This window comes from Streptomyces sp. NPDC048644, from assembly GCF_043199105.1.
Classification (GTDB): domain Bacteria; phylum Actinomycetota; class Actinomycetes; order Streptomycetales; family Streptomycetaceae; genus Streptomyces.
The window spans coordinates 521842-540800 of the sequence record NZ_JBICVO010000004.1; the positions used below are offsets into that span (position 1 = coordinate 521842).

An 18959-nucleotide genomic window follows, 5' to 3' on the forward strand; every position below is an offset into this window, starting at 1 on the left:
CAGGTGCGGCCCGCGTCACGGCGGCCGTAACCCGGCGCCCCTAAGATCTGCGCATGACAGCGGACATGGTGAGGACTACGGAAGGCGAGACGGCCGGTACGGGCACCGCGATCGGCACGGCGGAGAACGGGCGGCCGGACCGGGCCGGTCCGGTGCGGTGGTCGCCGGGCGAGCACATCCTGTGGCGTTACCGCGACAACGCCGACAGCCGGCGCATCCACATCTGCCGCCCGATGACCGTGGTCCAGGACACCGACGAGATGCTGGCGGTGTGGATGGCGCCCGGCACTCCCTGCATCAAGCCGGTGATGGCCGACGGCACCCCGGTCCACCGCGAACCGCTGTCCACGCGTTACACCAAACCCCGGCGTACCGCCCGTGACCGGTGGTTCGGCAGCGGAGTGCTCAAGCTGGCGCGGCCGGACGACCCGTGGTCGGTGTGGCTGTTCTGGGAACGCGGCTGGCATTTCAAGAACTGGTACGTCAACTTGGAGGAGCCACGGACCCGTTGGGCGGGCGGCGTGGATTCGGAGGACCATTTCCTGGACCTCTGCGTCTATCCGGACCGGCACTGGGAGTGGCGGGACGAGGACGAGTTCGCACAGGCGCAGCGGGACGGGCTGATGTCCCCGGAGCAGGCGGCCGGGGCGCGGGCCGCCGGGCGGGCCGCGGTGGACCACATCGCGGCATGGGGACGCCCGTTCGGCGACGGCTGGGAGGACTGGCGGCCGGATCCGGGCTGGACGGTGCCGGACCTGCCGGACAACTGGGACCGTACGCCGGGGCATTTGCGGTCGTGAGCAAACGACGCACATCGGGGCGAGTGAAGGAGGCGAACCGTGGAAAGACGCGCCTATGGGCAACGCCTCTCCTCGCATGGCGAGCAGCGGGAACGAGCCCCCTTGATGCGCCCTGGGTCACAAACCGTAGGATCGTCCTCCGCGAGACTGCACAGGCGCAACTCCGGAACTGGAAACCGAACTTGACCGCGGTCGCGGGAGGGGCGAGGTCGTGAGCGCTGAGAGCTACGACAAATATGAAGGTCTGAACCGGTTAGCACTGGACCGGGCCGGCCAGGCCGAGGCGTTCGACGCGATCGGCGACCGCTACGACGAGGCGTTCCCCCACAAGGACGGCCAGCTGTCGTCGGGCGCCTGGCTGGCGGACGAACTGCCGCCCGACTCGCGGGTGCTGGACATCGGCTGCGGCACCGGCCTGCCGACCGCCCGGCAGCTGTCGGACGCCGGCCACCGCGTCGTGGGTGTCGACCTCTCCCCCGCGATGGTCGAGCTGGCCGGGGACAACGTCCCGAAGGCCGAGTTCCACCGGCTGGACATCGCGGACCTGCGAGGCGGCCGGCTCGGCGGCGCCGGCTCGTTCGACGGCATCGCCGCTTTCTTCACCCTGCTGATGCTGCCGCGCGCAGAGATTCCCTATGCGCTGCGGATGTTGCATGATCTGCTACGACCTGGCGGGCTGCTCGCCCTGTCCATGGTCGAGGCGGACGTGGACGACTTCACGATTCCGTTCCTGGGCAACTCGATCCGGGTATCGGGTTTTCTGCGGGAGGATCTGCGTCGAGTCGTGCACGACGCGGGTTTCGACGTCATCGGGGAGGACTCCTACGCCTATGCCCCGGCCAGTACGGACGTACCACCCGAGATCCAGCTCTTTCTGCACCTGCGACGCGCTTGAGACGTAGCGGGTCAGGCGCGTCCCCCAGGATGTGCTTGAAACGCGGCGCGTCGGGCGCGCAGCCCCGGACGGATGGAATCCCACGCGTGACGGAGCACCCCACCTCCCCCCAACTGCGGCAGTCGGCCACGCCTGCCGCGTCCTCGGCGTCCCCTGCGCGGGGGCCGGCCGGGACGGCGCCGCTGGGCGCGGTCCCCGACCCGCGCAGCGCCCTCCAGCAGCCCGGCGCGCCCGGTTTCGCCCCGCTCCCCGGTGCCGGTTTCGCCATCCGCGGCGGTGACGACACGGGCTTCGGCGACGGCGCGGGACCGGGCGGCGCCGTGCCGCACGATCCTCCTGGCGCCCCGTTCGACGGAGCGACGGGCCCGGCGGTTCCCCTGAGCGGTCCGCCGGGTGTGCCCGGTGCGGGCGGGGACGCCGCCGCCCGCGCGGGGCGCGCCGACGACGCGTCGGGCGAAGGCCGCGGGGGCGGTCCTTACGACGACCACCGGGCGGCGCACGGTGCGGTCGGCAGCGCGCAGCCGCCCGAGCCCGGCGAAGGCCACCGCGCCGCCGAAGGGATCGGCAGACCGCGCGAGGGCGGCAGGTCCAGGCCGCCGGGCGACGGCGCGTCCGTGCCGCCGCCCGCGGGCCCCGGGGATCCGGCGGTGCCGCCGGGCTCGCGCGCCGAGCCGACGCGGGCGGGTGAGGGGGCCATGGCCGTTCCGGTGCCGCCGCCCGCCCGTTCGGCGCATCCCGGCGAGAGCGGGGAGATCGCGGCGGCCCGGCAGGCGGGAGGTGACCGGCTGCGGTTCATCGGGGCGGCCACCCGGCGGATCGCCCGCGGCATAGACCTCGACGAGATCGTGCTCGGCCTGTGCCGGGCGACGGTGCCGACGTTCGCCGACGCGATCCTCGTCTACCTGCGGGATCCGCTGCCGGTGGGCGACGAGCGGCCGACGGGTCCTGTGGTGCTGCGGCTGCGCCGTACCGACCGGATCCCGGAGGAGCCCGACACCAACGGCACCCGGCTGCCGGTGCTGCCCGCGCAGCCCGATCTGGGCCCTGCGATGGGCGGCAGCGCGGCGGAGCTTGCCGAGGTGCGTCCCGGCGGTCCGCTGGCGGAGGTGTTGCGCGGGGTGCGCCCGCTGTTCGGCGAGGTGCAGGCGGCGCGGACCGCGCTGCCCGAGCTGCTGGGCCCCGCCACCCGGCTGCCCGCGGGGAACCGGGTGATCCTGGCGCCGCTGCGCGGGCGCCGGCGGGTGATCGGTGCGGCGGTGTTCCTGCGGCGCCCGGACCGCCCGGCGTTCGAGCCGGACGATCTGCTGGTGGCGGCGCAGCTGGCGACGCACACCGCGCTGGGTGTGGACAAGGCGGTGCTCTACGGCCGCGAGGCGTACATCGCGGACGCGCTCCAGCGCACGATGCTGCCCGACTCGCTGCCGCAGCCGACCGGTGTGCGGCTGGCCAGCCGCTATCTGCCCGCCGCCGAGACGGCGCGGGTGGGCGGCGACTGGTACGACGCGATTCCGCTGCCCGGCAGCCGGGTGGCGCTGGTCGTCGGCGACGTCATGGGCCACTCGATGACCTCGGCCGCGATCATGGGCCAGCTGCGGACGACGGCGCAGACCCTGGCGGGCCTCGACCTGCCGCCGCAGGAGGTGCTGCACCACCTCGACGAGCAGGCGCAGCGGCTGGGCTCGGACCGGATGGCGACGTGCCTGTACGCGGTCTACGACCCGGTGGCGCACCGGATCATCATCGCGAACGCGGGGCATCCGCCGCCCGTGATGCTGCACCGCGGCGGGCGCGCGGAGGTCCTGCGGGTGCCGCCGGGCGCGCCGATCGGCGTCGGTGGGGTGGATTTCGAGGCGGTGGAGCTGGACGCACCGGCGGGCGCCACCCTCGTGCTCTACACCGACGGTCTGGTCGAGTCGCGGATCCGGGACGTCTGGACCGGCATCGAGCAGCTGCGGGAGCGGCTGGCGGAGACGGCCAGGCTGACCGGCCCCAATCCGCCGCCGCTTGAGCCGCTGTGCGACGAGGTGCTGGACATGCTGGGCCCCGGCGACCGCGACGACGACATCGCGCTGCTGGCCGCCAGGTTCGACGGCATAGCGCCGAGCGACGTCGCGTACTGGTATCTGGACCCGAAGGCGCAGACGGCGGGGCAGGCGCGCCGGCTGGCCCGCAGGGCGCTGGCGCGCTGGGGCCTCGAGGAGCTGACCGATCAGCTGGAGCTGCTGGTCAGCGAGGTCGTGACGAACGCGGTCCGGTATGCGGAGCGGCCGGTGACGCTGCGGTTGCTGCGGACGGACGTGCTGCGGTGCGAGGTCGGTGACGATGTGCCGCAGCTGCCACGGCTGCGGCAGGCACGGCCGTCGGACGAGGGCGGGCGTGGCCTGTATCTGGTCAACCGGATGGCGCGGCGCTGGGGTGCGACGCGGCTGAGCATGGGCAAGGTCGTCTGGTTCGAGCTGTCGATGCCGCCGGGGGCCGCGCGCCGCTGACGCCGGGGTGCTCCCCTTGCCGTTCAGGCCCTCGTCCGGGATCGGGCGGGGGCCTTTTCGGTGGTGTGCGGGGACCGGACAGGGTTGCCGACATGCCGTCGGCGGAGTTGACTGCTTGGGTGGGCAAAAGGGACTGACTGCCCCTTTCACCCCCACACCAGTCGACCGGGAGGCGTTCCTCCATGACCAGTTCAGCGCAGAACGTTCCGCGCACGACGAACAACGCCGGCATCCCCATCGGCAGCGACGAGCACTCGCTGTCCGTCGGGGCGGACGGCCCGATCCTGCTGCACGACCACTACCTCATCGAGAAGATGGCCCTGTTCAACCGCGAACGGGTTCCCGAGCGGGTGGTGCACGCCAAGGGCAGCGGTGCGTACGGCGTCTTCGAGGTCACCAACGACGTCAGCCAGTTCACCAAGGCGGACCTCTTCCAGCCGGGCAAGAGCACCGACATGCTGGCCCGCTTCTCGACCGTCGCGGGTGAGCAGGGCTCTCCCGACACCTGGCGCGACCCGCGCGGCTTCGCCCTCAAGTTCTATACCGAGGACGGCAATTACGACCTGGTGGGCAACAACACCCCGGTCTTCTTCGTCCGTGACACGATCAAGTTCCAGGACTTCATCCGCTCGCAGAAGCGCCGTCCGGACAGCGGGCTGCGCGACAACGACATGCAGTGGGATTTCTGGACGCTGTCGCCGGAGTCCGCCCACATGGTCACCTGGCTGATGGGCGACCGGGGCATCCCCAAGACGTACCGGCACATGAACGGCTACGGCTCGCACACGTACATGTGGGTCAACCGCGGCGGCGAGAAGTTCTGGATCAAGTACCACTTCAAGACCGACCAGGGCATCGACTTCCTCACCCAGGAGGAGGCGGACCGGCTGGCCGGTGAGGACGCCGACATCCACCGCCGGGATCTGTACCACGCCATCGAGAGCGGCAACGCGCCGTCCTGGACGCTGTACGTGCAGGTCATGCCGTTCGACGACGCCCCGGACTACCGGTTCAACCCGTTCGACCTGACCAAGGTGTGGCCGCACGGCGACTACCCGCTGATCGAGGTCGGCCGGATGACGCTCAACCGGAACCCGGAGGACTTCTTCATCCACATCGAGCAGGCGGCGTTCGAACCGTCGAATCTGGTGCCCGGCATCGGCCCGTCGCCGGACAAGATGCTGCTGGGGCGGCTGTTCTCGTACCCGGACACGCACCGGTACCGGATCGGCCCGAACTACGCCCAGCTGCCGCCCAATCGGGCGCACGTCCCGGTCCACTCGTACGCGAAGGACGGCCCGATGCGGTTCGATCCGTCGCGGGCGGCCCGTCCGTACGCGCCGAACTCGTACGGCGGACCGGCGGCGTCCCCGGAGCAGTCCAGGGATCCGGTGGGCTGGCGGACCGCGGGCGAGCTGGTCCGCGAGGCGTACACGCTGCGCCGCGAGGACGACGACTGGGGGCAGCCGGGCACGATGGTCCGCTCGGTCCTGGACGACGCGGCCCGCGAGCGGCTGGTGAACAACGTCTCAGGGCATCTGCTGGGCGGTGTGAGCAAGCCGGTGCTTGAGCGCGCGTTCCAGTACTGGCGGAACGTCGACAAGGACGTCGGCGACCGGATCGCCAAGCGGGTCAACGGCGGCTGACCCGCACACGGCCGCGGCCCCCGCCTCGTTCCGTACGAGGTGGGGGCCGCGGCCGTGTGCGGTGGGTGCGCGCCGGTCACTCGAAGCCGTTCAGGCCGCCGGGTCCGTTGCCGCCGCCGGTGCCGTTGTTGCCTCCGGCGCCGTTCTGACCGCCGGCGCCGTTCTCACCGCCGGTGCCGTTCTCGCCGCCGGTCGGTGATCCGGTGTCGCCGCCCGTGGTGGTCGGCGTCGGGTCGGTCGGGGTCTGCGTCGGGTCCGTCGGGGTATGGGTCGGCGTCGGGTCGGTCGAGGGCGAACCGGTCGGGGTGCCCGTGGGGGTCGGCGGCCCGGACGGGGTATGGGTCGGGGTCGACGGTGCGGTCTGGGTGGGGGGCGGTGCCACGCCGGCGCCGAGGTCCGTGTCGAGGTCGAAGGTGGCGTGGGCGTCCGCGCCGAGCGCCGTCGCGTTGTAGGCGGCCCACACCTGTGCGGGGTAGCCACCACCGTTGACGCGACCGCCGCCGCCGGTGCCGTGCAGCGTGACCTGCCGGCCGCCCTCCGCCTCGCCGAACATGCCGACGGCGGTGACCAGCTTGGGCGTATAGCCCACGAACCAGGCCGACTTGTTGTCGTCGGACGTACCGGTCTTGCCCGCGGCCTCGTAGTTGGTGCCCCGCACGGCGGTGGCCGTACCGTCGTCGACCACGCCGCGCAGCACGGAGGTGACGGTGTCGGCGGTCTGCCTGCTGAGGATCTGGTCGCCGACGGGGTCGGGCAGGTCAGGGGCGGGCTCGCTGGCGTGCTCGGCCTTGGTCACCAGCGTCGGGGTGACCTTCTTGCCGTGGTTGTCGAAGGTGGCGTAGACCCCGGCCATCTGGACGGGGCTGGCGCCCATGCTGCCCAGCGTCATGGCGGGCTGGACGTCCATCTTGCTGCTCATGCCCAGGCTCGTCGCCGTCTTCTTGAGGCTGTCGAGCCCCACGTCGGCGCCCATCTGCGCGAACACCGAGTTGACGGAGTTGTTCATCGCCTGCTGGACGGTGATGTTGCCGTAGCTGCGCTGGTCCTCGTTGGGCGGTGCGAAGGCGCCGCCGGTGCCGCCGACGACCGGGCGGCGGTTGTTGCCGTCGTAGATCGTGTTGGGCGTGATCGGAAGCCCGTCCTGGGTCTGGGACCGGTTCTCCATCGCCGAGGCGAGGATCAGCGGCTTGAAGGTGGAGGCCGGCTGGTAGTCCTCACGCGTCGCGTTGTTGATGTAGTGCTGGGTGAAGCCCGCGCCGCCGTACATCGCCACGATGTGGCCGGTCTTGGGGTCGACGGACGCGGCGCCGAGCTGGGCGTCCTTGTCGACCTTGCGCGTCTTGGGGTCGAGGTCGGCGGTGAGCTTGTCCTTGACGGACTTCTCCAGCGCCAGCTGCTTGTCCTTCTCGATGCCGAGGGTGATCGTCCAGCCGCCCAGCTCGAACTTCTTCTCGTCGACGCCGTGGGCGAACAGCTCGTCCTTGGCTGCCTTGACGAGATAGCCGGTGCGTCCGGTCAGGCCCTCTTCCGGCTTCGGGTCCTTCGGTATGTCGAACTTCTGCTTGTCGCGCTCCGCCTGGGTCAGCCACTTCATCTCGACCATGTTGTCGAGGGTGTAGGCCCAGCGCTGCTTGACCAGCTTCTTGCCGGCCGGGGTCGCCTGCGCCCAGTCGTACTGGTTCGGCGCCTGGAGCAGCGAGGCGAGGTAGGCGCCCTGCGAGACGGTCAGCTTGTCGGCGTCCACGTGGTAGTACGCCTGGGCCGCGGCCTGGATGCCGTACGCGCGGCGGCCGTAGAAGCTGGTGTTGATGTAGCCGGCGAGGATCTTCTCCTTGGAGAACTTGGCGTCCACCTTGAGCGAGATGACCATCTCCTGGAGCTTGCGGGAGACCGTCTGCTCCTGGCTCAGGTAGTAGTTCTTGACGTACTGCTGGGTGATGGTCGAGCCGCCCTGCTTGCCCTCGCCGCTGAGGGTCTTGAGTACGCCGCGCAGGGTGCCCTTGAGGTCGATGCCGGAGTCGTCGAAGAATGTCTTGTTCTCGGCGGCCACGAAGGACATCTGCACGTCCTTGGGTATCCGGCTCAGCGGCACGCTCTCGCGGTTGACCTTGCCGGTGCGGGCCAGAACCTTGCCGTCGGCGTACTTGTAGACGTTGCTCTGCGCGACGGCGAGTTCGTTGCCTGCCGCGGGGACGTCCACGTAGAGGTACAGCCCGACGACGGACAGGATGCCCAGCAGGCACACGCCGAAGAACGTGCCGAGGATCTTCTTCCAGGTGAAGAGGCGGCGTATGCGGCCCTTCTCCTGCTTCTTACCGTCCCGGCGGGCACGCTCCTGATCCGCCCGCCTCACGTCCGCTCGGCCCATCGCTCCCGCAACTCCAGTCGTTCCGCCCCCAGCTAACTCAGCTGTTGAAGCTAACACCGCATCTGTCAGCAAATCCTCATCGATCAAGGCTTTTGCCGACGTGACAATCAGCACCTGTCAAGAGGGGAACCGCCGCGCAGTGGTTGCGCATCCAGAGCGGCAGTGGAATAAAGTGCTATCACTTTGCTAGATTGGTGACATCGTGATCGTCACGATGACCGGCACCACGAGAAACGGGGGATTCCCATGTCCGACCAGACACCGGGCGGCAGCACCACAGGACCGGCCGCCGACGCACCCGAGATGCCCGAACCGCAGGTCCGCGAGAAGCCGGCGCACAGCATCCCGGGCGGCGTCGCCCTGCTGCTGACCGTGCTCGGCGTCTTCCTCGGGATCGCGCTCATCATCGGCGGCGGCGTGCTCGGCTCCGGCGGCCACAACGCGGTGGGGGTGCCGATGCTGATCGTCGGCATCCTGATGCTGCTCACCTCGTTCTTCTGCATGACCGGCGTGAAGATGGTCGCGCCAGGCGAGGCCCGCGTCATCCAGCTCTTCGGCCGGTACGTCGGAACCATCCGCACCGACGGGCTGCGCTGGGTCAACCCGCTGACCAGCGCACGGAAGATCTCCACCCGGGTCCGCAACCACGAGACCGCGGTACTGAAGGTCAACGACGCCTACGGCAACCCGATCGAGCTGGCCTCGATCGTCGTCTGGAAGGTCGAGGACACCGCCCAGGCCCTCTTCGAGGTCGACGACTTCCTGGAGTTCGTCGCCACCCAGACCGAGGCGGCCGTCCGGCACATCGCGATCGAGTACCCCTACGACGCGCACGACGAGGACGCCCTGTCGCTGCGCGGCAACGCCGAGGAGATCACCGAGAAGCTCGCCGTCGAGCTGACCGCCCGGGTGCAGGCCGCCGGCGTCCGGATCATCGAGTCCCGCTTCAGCCACCTCGCCTACGCCCCCGAGATCGCCTCGGCGATGCTCCAGCGCCAGCAGGCGGGCGCGGTCGTGGCGGCCCGCCAGCAGATCGTCGAGGGCGCGGTCGGCATGGTCGAGCAGGCGCTGGTCCGGATCAGCGAGCAGGGCATCGTCGAACTGGACGAGGAGCGCAAGGCGTCCATGGTCGGCAACCTGATGGTGGTGCTGTGCGGCGACCGTGCCGCGCAGCCGGTCCTCAACACGGGCTCGCTCTACCAGTGAGTGCCGACACCCCCGAGGAGTCCGGAGCCGACGGCGACCGGAAGCCCGCGCGACGGCCGCAGCAGCGCAAGCAGGTGCTGCTGCGGCTCGACCCGCTGATCCACGACGCGCTCGCCCGCTGGGCCGGTGACGAGCTGCGCAGCACCAACGCGCAGGTCGAGTTCCTGCTCCGCAAGGCGCTTTCGGACGCGGGCCGGCTGCCGCGCGGCGCGGGCGGCCCGGCCCGTCGCGGACGCCCGCCCAAGGAGCCCCGCCCGCCGGCGGACGGCTGAAGTACCGCCGGGCCGCCCCGAGTTCACCCCTCCATCCTCGCTATCCACTCCATCTATACATCACATGTATACACCTCATGTAGAGTGCGCGGCACGTCCATCGGATGTCCCCTGCCCGCACTCTCGGAGGCCCGCGTATGACACCGGCCGGATCCCTGCTCGAAGCCGGCGCGCTGCACAAGGCGTACGGCACCACTCCCGCGCTCGACGGCACCGGCTTCTCGATCCACGCGGGCGAGGTGGTGGCCGTCATGGGCCCGTCAGGTTCCGGCAAGTCCACGCTGCTGCACTGCCTCTCCGGCCTCCTGCGCCCGGACCGCGGCAGCGTCCGCTACGGCGACCGCGAGCTGACCGGCATGAACGACGCACAGCTCAGTGCGCTGCGCCGCACCGACTTCGGCTTCGTCTTCCAGTTCGGCCAGCTGGTACCCGAACTGACCTGCGTGGAGAACGTCGCGCTTCCGCTGCGGCTGAACGGCCTCGCGCGCAAGGAGGCCGAGCGCCACGCACGTGCGTGGCTGGAGCGCCTGGAGGTGGACGACGTCGCGGCCAAGCGGCCCGGCGAGGTCTCCGGCGGCCAGGGCCAGCGCGTCGCCGTCGCCCGCGCGCTCGCCACCCGCCCGCGCGTGATCTTCGCCGACGAACCCACCGGCGCCCTCGACTCCCTCAACGGCGAACGCGTCATGACCCTGCTGACCGAGGCGGCCCGCGACACCAGCGCAGCCGTCGTCCTCGTCACCCACGAATCCCGCGTCGCCGCCTACTCCGACCGCGAGATCGTCGTCCGCGACGGCATCGCACGCGAAGCGGCGGTGGGCGCCGTATGACCCTTCTCGACGAACGGCGCGGCGGCCCGCCTCCCGCCGCGCCCGGCAACCCGGCCCCGCCCACCGGCCCGGCGGCCTGGGCCCGCGACCTCGTCATGGGCCTCCGCTTCGCGGCCGGCGGCGGCCGTGCGGGCTGGACCCGTACGCTGCTCACCGCCGTCGGCGCCGCCCTGGGCGTGGCGCTGCTGCTGACCGCCGCGTCCGTTCCGCAGCTGCTGCAAGGCCGGTACACGCGCGGCGAGGCCCGCCAGACCGCGTCCGACAGGCCCGTCGAGCCGTCGCCCTCGTCCCTGGTGACCGCCTCGGCCGACACCGAGTTCCGCGGCGCCCGGATCACCGGCGTCCTGCTGCGCCCCGACGGCCCGCACGCCCCCGCCCCGCCGGGCGTGACCGCGCTGCCCCGCCCCGGCGAGATGGTGGCGTCGCCCGCGCTGAAGGAGCTGCTGGCCTCGCCTGACGGCGCGCTGCTGCGCGAGCGGCTGCCCTACCGGCTCACCGGCACGATCGCGGAAGCCGGCCTCATCGGGCCGTCCGAGCTGGCGTACTACACGGGCAGCGCCACCCTCACCACGGAGCACGGGGGCCACCGCACCGGCTCGTTCGGGGGCGGGAGCAGTGAGTCGGCACCGAGCGCGATCCTGGTGATGCTGATCATCCTGGCGTGCGTGGTGCTCCTGATGCCGGTCGCCCTCTTCATCGCCACCGCGGTCCGCTTCGGCGGCGAGGGCCGCGACCGGCGGCTCGCGGCCCTGCGGCTGATCGGCGCCGACGTCCACATGGCCCGCAGAATGGCCGCGGGCGAGGCGCTGTTCGGCTCGCTGTGCGGTCTGCTGCTGGGCGGACTGCTGTTCCTGATCGGCCGGCAGTTCACCGGCGTGGTCACCCTGTGGGACGTCAACGCCTTCCCCTCCGACCTGACCCCGAGCCCGGCGCTGACCGTGCTGATCGCCCTCGCGGTCCCGGTGTCGGCCGTCGCGGTCACCCTGGCCGCGATGCGCGGCGTCACGATCGAGCCGCTGGGCGTCGTCCGGCACGCCACGGCACGCCGCCGCCGGCTGTGGTGGCGCATCCCGGTGCCGCTGATCGGCCTGGCGATGCTGCTGCTCAGCGACCCGGTGGACGCGGCCAACGCCCGCGTCGACCCGTTCGCCGTCGCGGGCGGTGCGGTGCTGGTGCTGCTCGGCGTCACGCTGCTGCTGCCGTGGGCCGTCGAAGCGGTGGTGGCCAGGTTCAAGGGCGGCCCCGTGCCCTGGCAGCTGGCCACCCGCAGGCTCCAGCTCGGCAGCGGCGCCGCGGCCCGCGCGGTCAGCGGCATCACCGTCGCGGTCGCCGGCGCCATCGCACTCCAGCTGTTCGTCTCCGCCGTCCAGAGCGACTTCCTGAAGCACACGGGAGCGGACGACCGCCGGGCGCAGCTGAGCGTGATCCTGCCGGCGCACGACATGCGCACCATCCGCACCATGATCAAGCAATTCCAGGGCACCCAGGGCGTCCGCGGCTCCATCGCGGTGGTCGAGTCGTCCGTCACCCGGCCGGGACCGCTGCGCAAGGGCGAGGAGTTCGCGCCGAGCGCCGCGGTCACCGTCGGCGACTGCACCGCGCTGCGGGAGCTGGCGCGGACCGGCCCCTGCAAGGACGGCGACGCCTTCATCGTCACCGGCGGCACCGGCAGCGACGACGACTTCGTCCTGAAGACCGCACGGCCCGGCGCGCCGGTGCTGTTCAACGCCGACCCGGAGACCGGCAAGCCCGTCGGCAAGCCGCGGCTGTGGACCGTCCCCAAGGAGACCCGGAAGGCCCACGCCCGCAGGGATCCGTCCGGCCGACTCGCCCTCGGCATCTTCGCCACCCCCGGCGCGGTGGATCCCGGGCGGCTCGACGAGCCCACGGCACGTGCCCTGCTCAAGATCGACCCGGCGGCGTCCGACACGGTGGAGCACGTACGCAACACCGCCGCCCGCGTCGACCCGACGATGCAGGTCATCACGTTGCGCACCGCCACGCGTGACCAGAAGTTCACGACCGTCCGCACAGGTCTGCAGGTCAGCTCCACGCTCACCATGGCGCTGATCGCGGCCGGCCTGCTCGTCTCCACCCTGGAGCAGTTGCGCGAGCGCCGCCGGCTGCTTTCGGTCCTGGTCGCCTTCGGCACCCGCAGGTCCACCCTCGCCTGGTCCGTCCTGTGGCAGACCGCGGTCCCCGTCTTCCTGGGGCTCGCGCTCGCCCTGGCCGGCGGCGTCGGGCTCGGCAGCGTGCTGCTGCGGATGGCGGGCAAGGGCACCTTCGACTGGTCGGCGATCTGGCCGCTGCCGCTGGCGGGCGCCGGACTCGTCCTGCTGATCACGCTGCTCAGCCTGCCGCCGCTGTGGCGGATGATGCGGCCCGGCGGGCTGCGCTCCGAGTAGCGCTCCCCCGGTGTGGGGCCCGGTCACACCCGGGCCCCACACCGGACATTTCCGGCTGTGCGCCGGGCAGGTATACAACGGGCGTATACACCACGGATACACCCACGACGTAAGGTGGTCGGCATGTCAATCGGTCATACGCTGCTGGGCCTCCTGGAGTCCGGTCCCCGCCACGGCTACGACCTCAAGCGGGCTTTCGACGAGCACTTCGGACACGATCGTCCGCTGCATTACGGGCAGGTCTACTCGACCATGTCCCGGCTGCTGAAGAACGGCTTGGTCGAGGTGGACAGCGTGGAGGCCGGGGCGGGGCCCGAGCGCAAGCGGTACGCCATCACCGACGCCGGCGTCACCGACGTCGCCCAGTGGCTCGGCCGGCCCGAAAAGCCCGAGCCTTACCTCCAGTCCACGCTCTACACCAAGGTCGTACTGGCCCTGATGACCGAGCGCAACGCCGCCGAACTCCTCGACACCCAGCGGGCCGAGCACCTGCGGCTGATGCGCGGCCTGACCGAGCGCAAGCGCAAGGGCGACCTCGCCGACCAGCTGATCTGCGACCACGCGCTGTTCCACCTGGAAGCCGACCTGCGCTGGCTCGAACTGACCGCGGCGCGGCTCGACCGCCTCGCGGAATCGGTGCGCGAATGACCCCGGAAGGATCCCTGCTCGCGGCCGAGGGGCTGCACAAGGCGTACGGCGCGACCCCGGCACTGGACGGCGCCGAGTTCTCCATCCACCCGGGCGAGGTCGTCGCCGTGCTCGGCCCGTCCGGCTCCGGCAAGTCGACGCTGCTGCACTGCCTCGCCGGCATCGTGCGCCCGGACCGCGGCACGGTCCGCTACGGCGACCGCGAGCTGACCACCCTGAACGACACCGAGCGCAGTGCGCTGCGCCGCACCGACTTCGGCTTCGTCTTCCAGTTCGGCCAGCTGGTACCCGAGCTGACCTGCGTGGAGAACGTCGCGCTTCCGCTGCGGCTGAACGGCGTCAAGCGCAAGGAGGCCGAGCGCCAGGCACGTGCGTGGCTGGAGCGCCTGGAGGTCGATGACATCAGCGCCAAGCGGCCCGGTGAGGTCTCCGGCGGCCAGGGCCAGCGCGTCGCCGTCGCCCGCGCGCTCGCCACCCGCCCGCGCGTGATCTTCGCCGACGAACCCACCGGCGCCCTCGACTCCCTCAACGGCGAACGCGTGATGTCGCTGCTCACCGACGCCGCGCGGGACACCAGCGCAGCCGTCGTCCTCGTCACCCACGAATCCCGCGTCGCCGCCTACTCCGACCGCGAGATCGTCGTCCGCGACGGCAAGGTGAAGGACATGCTGGCGGGCTTGCAGTGAACCCGCTCCGCTCCCGGGCAGACCGGCGCACGCCCGGCACGCCCCCCGAAGCCGACCCGCGCCGGCCCGTGCCCGTCCGCCCGCGCAGCCGCCCCCGCGCCTGGGCCGACGACCTCGCCATGGGCATGCGCTTCGCGGCGGGCGGCGGGCGCGATGGCTGGATCCGTACCGCCCTGACCGCGACCGCCGTGGCGCTCGGCGTCGCCGTCCTGCTCATCGGCGCCTCGGTACCGACCCTGATGGACGCCTGGCACGGCCGGGAGAAGGCCAGGGAGAACCTCGGCCAGCGGCACGAACCGCCGCGCGGCGACACCACCGTCCTCTACAGCTCAGCCGACACCGTCTTCCACGGGCAGGCGATCCGCGGCCGGCTGGTCCGCCCCGACGGCGCGCACCCGCCCGCGCCGCCCGGCATGCGGCAACTCCCCGGGCCCGGCCGGATGCTGGTGTCGCCCGCGCTGAAGAAGCTGCTGGACTCCCCCGACGGCGCGCTGCTGCGCGAGCGCCTCGACTACCGGATCAGCGGCGTCATCGGCGACGAGGGCCTCAGCGGCCCGGCCGAACTCACCTACGTCGCAGGCAGCGCGACCCTGCACAAGCCCAGCGGCTACCGCATCGACCACTTCGGCAAGGTCTGGGATCCGCCGCCGATGCAGCCGCAGGCCGTCCTCTTGGTGATCATGACCTGCGTGGCGCTGCTGACGCCCGTGATGGTCTTCATCGGCACCTCCGTACGCGTCGGCAACGAGCAGCGGGAGCGACGCCTCGCGGCCCTGCGGCTGGTCGGCTCCGATGTGGCCACCACCCGCCGGATCGCGTCCGGCGAGTCGCTGTTCGGCTCGCTGCTGGGACTGGCCGCCGGGGCCCTGCTGTTCCTCGGCGTCCGGCAGCTCGCCTCGGTGATCACACTGTGGAACATCAACGTCTTCCCCTCCGACATCCGCCCGGGACCGCTGCCCGCCACGCTGATCGCCGTCCTGGTGCCGGCCGCTTCGGTGCTGGTGACGCTGTTCGCACAGCGCCGCGTGACGGTCGAGCCGCTGGGCGTGGTCCGTAACCGCCCGGCGGTGCGCCGCAGGCTGTGGTGGCGGGTGCTGCTGCCGGTCCTGGGCGCGCTGCTGCTGCTCCCGCTGGCCCGGGAGCAGCGATGGACCGACAGCCCGCTCAACACCGGGCGTCTCGCCGTCGGTTCGATGCTGCTGCTGCTCGGCGTCACCGCACTGCTGCCCTGGCTCGTCGACGCCGTGGTGAACCGGCTGCGCGGCGGCCCGGTGCCCTGGCAACTCGCCGTGCGCAGGCTCCAGTTGAGCAGCGGCTCGGCCACCCGCGCGGTCAGCGGCATCACCGTCGCGGTGGCCGGCGCCATCGCCATCCACATGCTGTTCACCGGCATGCAGGCCGGGTACGCCCAGGCGTACGCGCAGTCCGGCAAGGAGCGCCCGGAACTCGGCTACTGGGGGCCCGCGGACAGCTGGCGGCAGACCGAGCAGGCACTCGCCGCGCTGCGGGCGACGCCGGGCGTGAAGTCGGCACGCGGCGTCGTCACCGCACACGTCGGCGAGGTCCCGGCCCCTGGGCACCCGGCGGACGACACCCGCTTCCTGCTGATCGGCGTCGGCGACTGCGCCGAGCTGCGCAGACTGGCCGCCCTGCCGTCCTGCGGATCCGGCGACGTCTTCCTCACCGACCAGCGCGACAAGGACGTCATCAAGCCGGGCGCGGCCATCGACCTCAACCCCCCGGTGATGGGGAGCGATGCGCCCAAGCCCCGCCCCTGGCAGATCCCCCGCCACACCCTGCCCACCCGCCTCGCCTCCCCCGGCGCCGGCACCGGCCCCGACCACTACTCCTACGACCTGCTGGCCACGCCGTCCGCCCTCGACATCAGCGGGCTGGACAGCAGCGACATGGAACTGACCGTCGACTACGACCGGAACCTGCCCGACGTCGTCGAGCACATCCGCAACACCGCGGCCCGCGTCAACCCGACGTTCTACGAGTCCTCCACCGTCGACAACCCGCACGACCAGCAGCTTGCCGGCGTCCGCAACGGCCTGTTCGCGGGCTCCGTGATCACTCTGCTGCTGATCGGCGCCGGCCTGATCATCACGACCGTCGAGCAGCTCAACGAGCGCCGCAGGATGCTGTCGTCACTGCACGCCTTCGGCACCCGCAGGGCGAGCCTGGGCTGGTCGATCCTGTGGCAGACCGCGGTCCCCGTCACCCTCGGCCTGGCGCTCGCGCTCGGCTGCGGCCTGACCCTGGGCGCACTGCTGCTGTCGATCATCAGCAACGGCGTGACGGTGGACTGGGCGGCGGTGGCCGGGATGGCCGGAATCGGCGCCGGCGTGATCCTCTTCGTGACGGCCCTGAGCCTGCCGCCGCTGTGGCGCATGATGCGCCCCGACGGCCTCCGCACGGAGTGATCAGGACACCGGCCCGCTACGTCGCCATCCGTACCGGCAGCCCCCGCAGCGCCACCCGCAGCGCGTCCGCGAACTCCTCGAACTCGCGCTGCCTGGCCGCCCCGCTGCGCATCGCCAGCGCGACCCGGCGGCTGGGCGCCGGATCCGCGAAGTACCCGGTCGTCAGCTCGTCGTTGCGCCCGGTCTCCACCCGCAGCGCGGTCCGCGGCAGCAGCGTCACCCCGAGCCCGCCGGCCACCAGCTGCACCAGCGTCGACAGGCCGGCCGCGCTGGTGGTCACCGGCGCGCCCTCCTCCCGGCCCGCCTCCCGGCAGATGTCCAGCGCCTGGTCGCGCAGGCAGTGCCCCTCGTCGAGCAGCAGCAGGTCCAGTTCCCGCAGCGCCTGGCGCGGTATGTCGCCGCGGCCACCCAGCCAGTGGTCCTTGGGCGCCACCAGGACGAAGTCCTCGTCGAACAGCGGGATTTCGGTGACCTGCGGGACGCCGAGCGGCACCGCGAGCAGCAGCAGGTCGAGACGCCCGTGCGCGAGCCCGTCCAGCAGCGAGGCGGTCTGTTCCTCGTGCACCTGGAGGTCGAGGTCCGGATACTTGCCGTGCACCAGCCGCAGCACGGTCGGCAGCAGGTAGGGCGCGACGGTCGGAATGACGCCGAGCCGCAGGACGCCGGTGAACGGCGCGCGCGCCGCCTCCGCCTCCTCCATCAGGTCGCCGACCGCCTCCAGTACCACCCTGGCCCGCGCCGCCACCCGCTCCCCCGCCGGTGAGAGCAGTACCTTGCGCGTCGTACGCTCCAGGAGTTGCACTCCGAGCGTCTCCTCCAGCGCGGAGACCGCTCCGGACAGTGCGGGCTGGCTCATCCCGATCTCGGCCGCCGCCTCCCGGAAGTGCAGGGATTCGGCCACCGCGGCAAAGGCCCGCAGCTGCGCCAGGCTGGGCTGCCGCGCCCGTCCGCCGTTCGCCGGTGTCACCACTGATAACCACCTCCGATCAACATCAACCACTCTAGCTATTTCCCTGATCAATGGCATCTGTGGCACCGTGTGATGCGTCCAACCCCCTAGGAAAGTCCCCAAAAAGGACTTCTGGTTGCAAGGAGAGCGCGTGCTCACTGTCGGTGACAAGTTCCCCGAGTTCGACCTGACCGCTTGCGTTTCGCTCGAGTCCGGCAAGGAATTCGAGCAGATCGACCACAAGACCTACGAGGGCAAGTGGAAGATCGTGTTCGCGTGGCCGAAGGACTTCACCTTCGTGTGCCCCACCGAGATCGCCGCCTTCGGCAAGCTGAACGACGAGTTCGCCGACCGTGACGCCCAGATCCTCGGCTTCTCCGGTGACTCCGAGTTCGTGCACCACGCCTGGCGCAAGGACCACCCGGACCTGACCGACCTGCCCTTCCCGATGCTCGCCGACTCGAAGCACGAGCTCATGCGCGCCCTGGGCATCGAGGGCGAGGACGGCTTCGCGCAGCGCGCCGTCTTCATCGTCGACCAGAACAACGAGATCCAGTTCACCATGGTGACCGCCGGCTCCGTCGGCCGTAACCCCAAGGAGGTCCTGCGGGTGCTCGACGCCCTGCAGACCGACGAGCTGTGCCCCTGCAACTGGTCCAAGGGCGACGAGACCCTCGACCCGGTCGCGCTCCTGTCGGGCGAGTGATCTGAGATGGCACTCGACGAACTGAAGTCCGCGGTACCGGACTTCGCCAAGGACCTCAAGCTGAACCTCGGCTCGGTCATCGGCAACAGCGACCTCCCGCAGCAGCAGCTGTGGGGCACCGTCCTGGCCTGCGCGATCGCCTCGCGCTCGCCGAAGGTGCTGCGCGAGCTGGAGCCCGAGGCGAAGGCGAACCTCTCGGCTGAGGCGTACACCGCCGCCAAGTCGGCCGCCGCCATCATGGCGATGAACAACGTCTTCTACCGCACGCGTCACCTCCTCTCCGACCCGGAGTACGGGACGATGCGTGCCGGTCTGCGGATGAACGTCATCGGCAACCCCGGCGTGGACAAGGTCGACTTCGAGCTGTGGTCGCTGGCCGTCTCCGCCATCAACGGCTGCGGCATGTGCCTGGACTCGCACGAGCAGGTGCTCCGCAAGGCCGGCGTGGACCGCGAGACCATCCAGGAAGCCGTCAAGATCGCGGCCGTCCTGCAGGCCGTGGGCGCCACCCTGGACGCCGAGGCGGCGCTGGCGGAGTAATCCCCCGCACCCTCGCAAAGACCCGGGCCCCGTGGACAGTTGTCCATGGGGCCTGGGTCTTTCGTGCGCGTACCGGAGCGGCGCGGGGAACGGTCC

General features: G+C 71.4%; 15 protein-coding genes. 13 read left to right on the forward strand and 2 right to left on the reverse strand.

Features of this window, described 5'->3' with window-relative positions:
• The first annotated feature begins 53 nt into the window (after positions 1-53).
• The 4 genes from ACGFNI_RS11965 to ACGFNI_RS11980 all read left to right on the forward strand — a co-directional run bounded on the left by ACGFNI_RS11965 (position 54) and on the right by ACGFNI_RS11980 (position 5830).
• The gene (locus ACGFNI_RS11965) at positions 54-800 is read left to right on the forward strand and encodes a DUF402 domain-containing protein (protein ID WP_393682883.1); all 747 of its coding nucleotides are present in this window, start codon (positions 54-56) and stop codon (positions 798-800) included.
• Between the two features lie 211 nt (positions 801-1011).
• On the forward strand, positions 1012-1695 hold the full coding sequence (locus tag ACGFNI_RS11970; protein ID WP_393682884.1) for a class I SAM-dependent DNA methyltransferase: 684 nt from the start codon (positions 1012-1014) through the stop codon (positions 1693-1695).
• 86 nt (positions 1696-1781) lie between these two features.
• Entirely contained in the window at positions 1782-4184 is a 2403-nt protein-coding gene (locus tag ACGFNI_RS11975; RefSeq protein WP_393682886.1) for a SpoIIE family protein phosphatase, read from the forward strand.
• A 182-nt stretch (positions 4185-4366) separates the two neighbouring features.
• Complete coding sequence (locus ACGFNI_RS11980) at positions 4367-5830, forward strand: catalase (RefSeq protein ID WP_393682888.1); 1464 nt, start codon at positions 4367-4369, stop codon at positions 5828-5830.
• A 76-nt stretch (positions 5831-5906) separates the two neighbouring features.
• On the opposite strand, the gene ACGFNI_RS11985 is transcribed toward ACGFNI_RS11980, so the two are convergent.
• Entirely contained in the window at positions 5907-8198 is a 2292-nt protein-coding gene (locus ACGFNI_RS11985) for a transglycosylase domain-containing protein (RefSeq protein ID WP_393682890.1), read from the reverse strand.
• Positions 8199-8444: 246 nt separating this feature from the next.
• On the opposite strand from ACGFNI_RS11985, the gene ACGFNI_RS11990 reads away from it, so the two are divergent.
• The 7 genes from ACGFNI_RS11990 to ACGFNI_RS12020 all read left to right on the forward strand — a co-directional run bounded on the left by ACGFNI_RS11990 (position 8445) and on the right by ACGFNI_RS12020 (position 16668).
• A complete protein-coding gene (locus ACGFNI_RS11990; RefSeq protein ID WP_393682891.1) occupies positions 8445-9404 on the forward strand; it encodes an SPFH domain-containing protein in 960 nt (319 codons plus the stop codon).
• Entirely contained in the window at positions 9401-9676 is a 276-nt protein-coding gene (locus tag ACGFNI_RS11995) for a hypothetical protein (RefSeq protein ID WP_393682893.1), read from the forward strand. The genes ACGFNI_RS11990 and ACGFNI_RS11995 overlap by 4 nt, the downstream gene beginning before the upstream one ends.
• Positions 9677-9813: 137 nt before the next feature.
• A complete protein-coding gene (locus tag ACGFNI_RS12000) occupies positions 9814-10503 on the forward strand; it encodes an ABC transporter ATP-binding protein (protein ID WP_393682895.1) in 690 nt (229 codons plus the stop codon).
• Positions 10500-12908, forward strand: coding sequence for an FtsX-like permease family protein (locus ACGFNI_RS12005; RefSeq protein ID WP_393682897.1), 2409 nt, complete (start codon positions 10500-10502; stop codon positions 12906-12908). The genes ACGFNI_RS12000 and ACGFNI_RS12005 overlap by 4 nt, the downstream gene beginning before the upstream one ends.
• Positions 12909-13031: 123 nt before the next feature.
• On the forward strand, positions 13032-13556 hold the full coding sequence (locus ACGFNI_RS12010) for a PadR family transcriptional regulator (RefSeq protein ID WP_393682898.1): 525 nt from the start codon (positions 13032-13034) through the stop codon (positions 13554-13556).
• Positions 13553-14242, forward strand: coding sequence for an ABC transporter ATP-binding protein (locus tag ACGFNI_RS12015; protein WP_393682900.1), 690 nt, complete (start codon positions 13553-13555; stop codon positions 14240-14242). Before ACGFNI_RS12010 ends, ACGFNI_RS12015 begins: the two co-directional genes overlap by 4 nt.
• A 68-nt stretch (positions 14243-14310) precedes the next feature.
• Positions 14311-16668 carry an FtsX-like permease family protein gene (locus ACGFNI_RS12020; RefSeq protein WP_393682902.1) on the forward strand — a complete coding sequence of 786 codons (2358 nt, stop codon included), beginning with the start codon at positions 14311-14313 and terminating at the stop codon, positions 16666-16668.
• Between the two features lie 16 nt (positions 16669-16684).
• Here the strand turns inward: ACGFNI_RS12020 and ACGFNI_RS12025 are convergent, their stop codons facing one another.
• The gene (locus ACGFNI_RS12025) at positions 16685-17635 is read right to left on the reverse strand and encodes a LysR substrate-binding domain-containing protein (protein ID WP_393683053.1); all 951 of its coding nucleotides are present in this window, start codon (positions 17633-17635) and stop codon (positions 16685-16687) included.
• 133 nt (positions 17636-17768) lie between these two features.
• On the opposite strand from ACGFNI_RS12025, the gene ACGFNI_RS12030 reads away from it, so the two are divergent.
• Positions 17769-18323: a peroxiredoxin gene (locus tag ACGFNI_RS12030; RefSeq protein WP_393682904.1), complete on the forward strand. Its 555-nt coding sequence runs from the start codon at positions 17769-17771 to the stop codon at positions 18321-18323.
• 6 nt (positions 18324-18329) lie between these two features.
• Positions 18330-18863, forward strand: a complete 534-nt coding sequence (locus ACGFNI_RS12035) for an alkyl hydroperoxide reductase (RefSeq protein ID WP_393682905.1) — start codon at positions 18330-18332, stop codon at positions 18861-18863.
• Positions 18864-18959 lie beyond the last annotated feature (96 nt).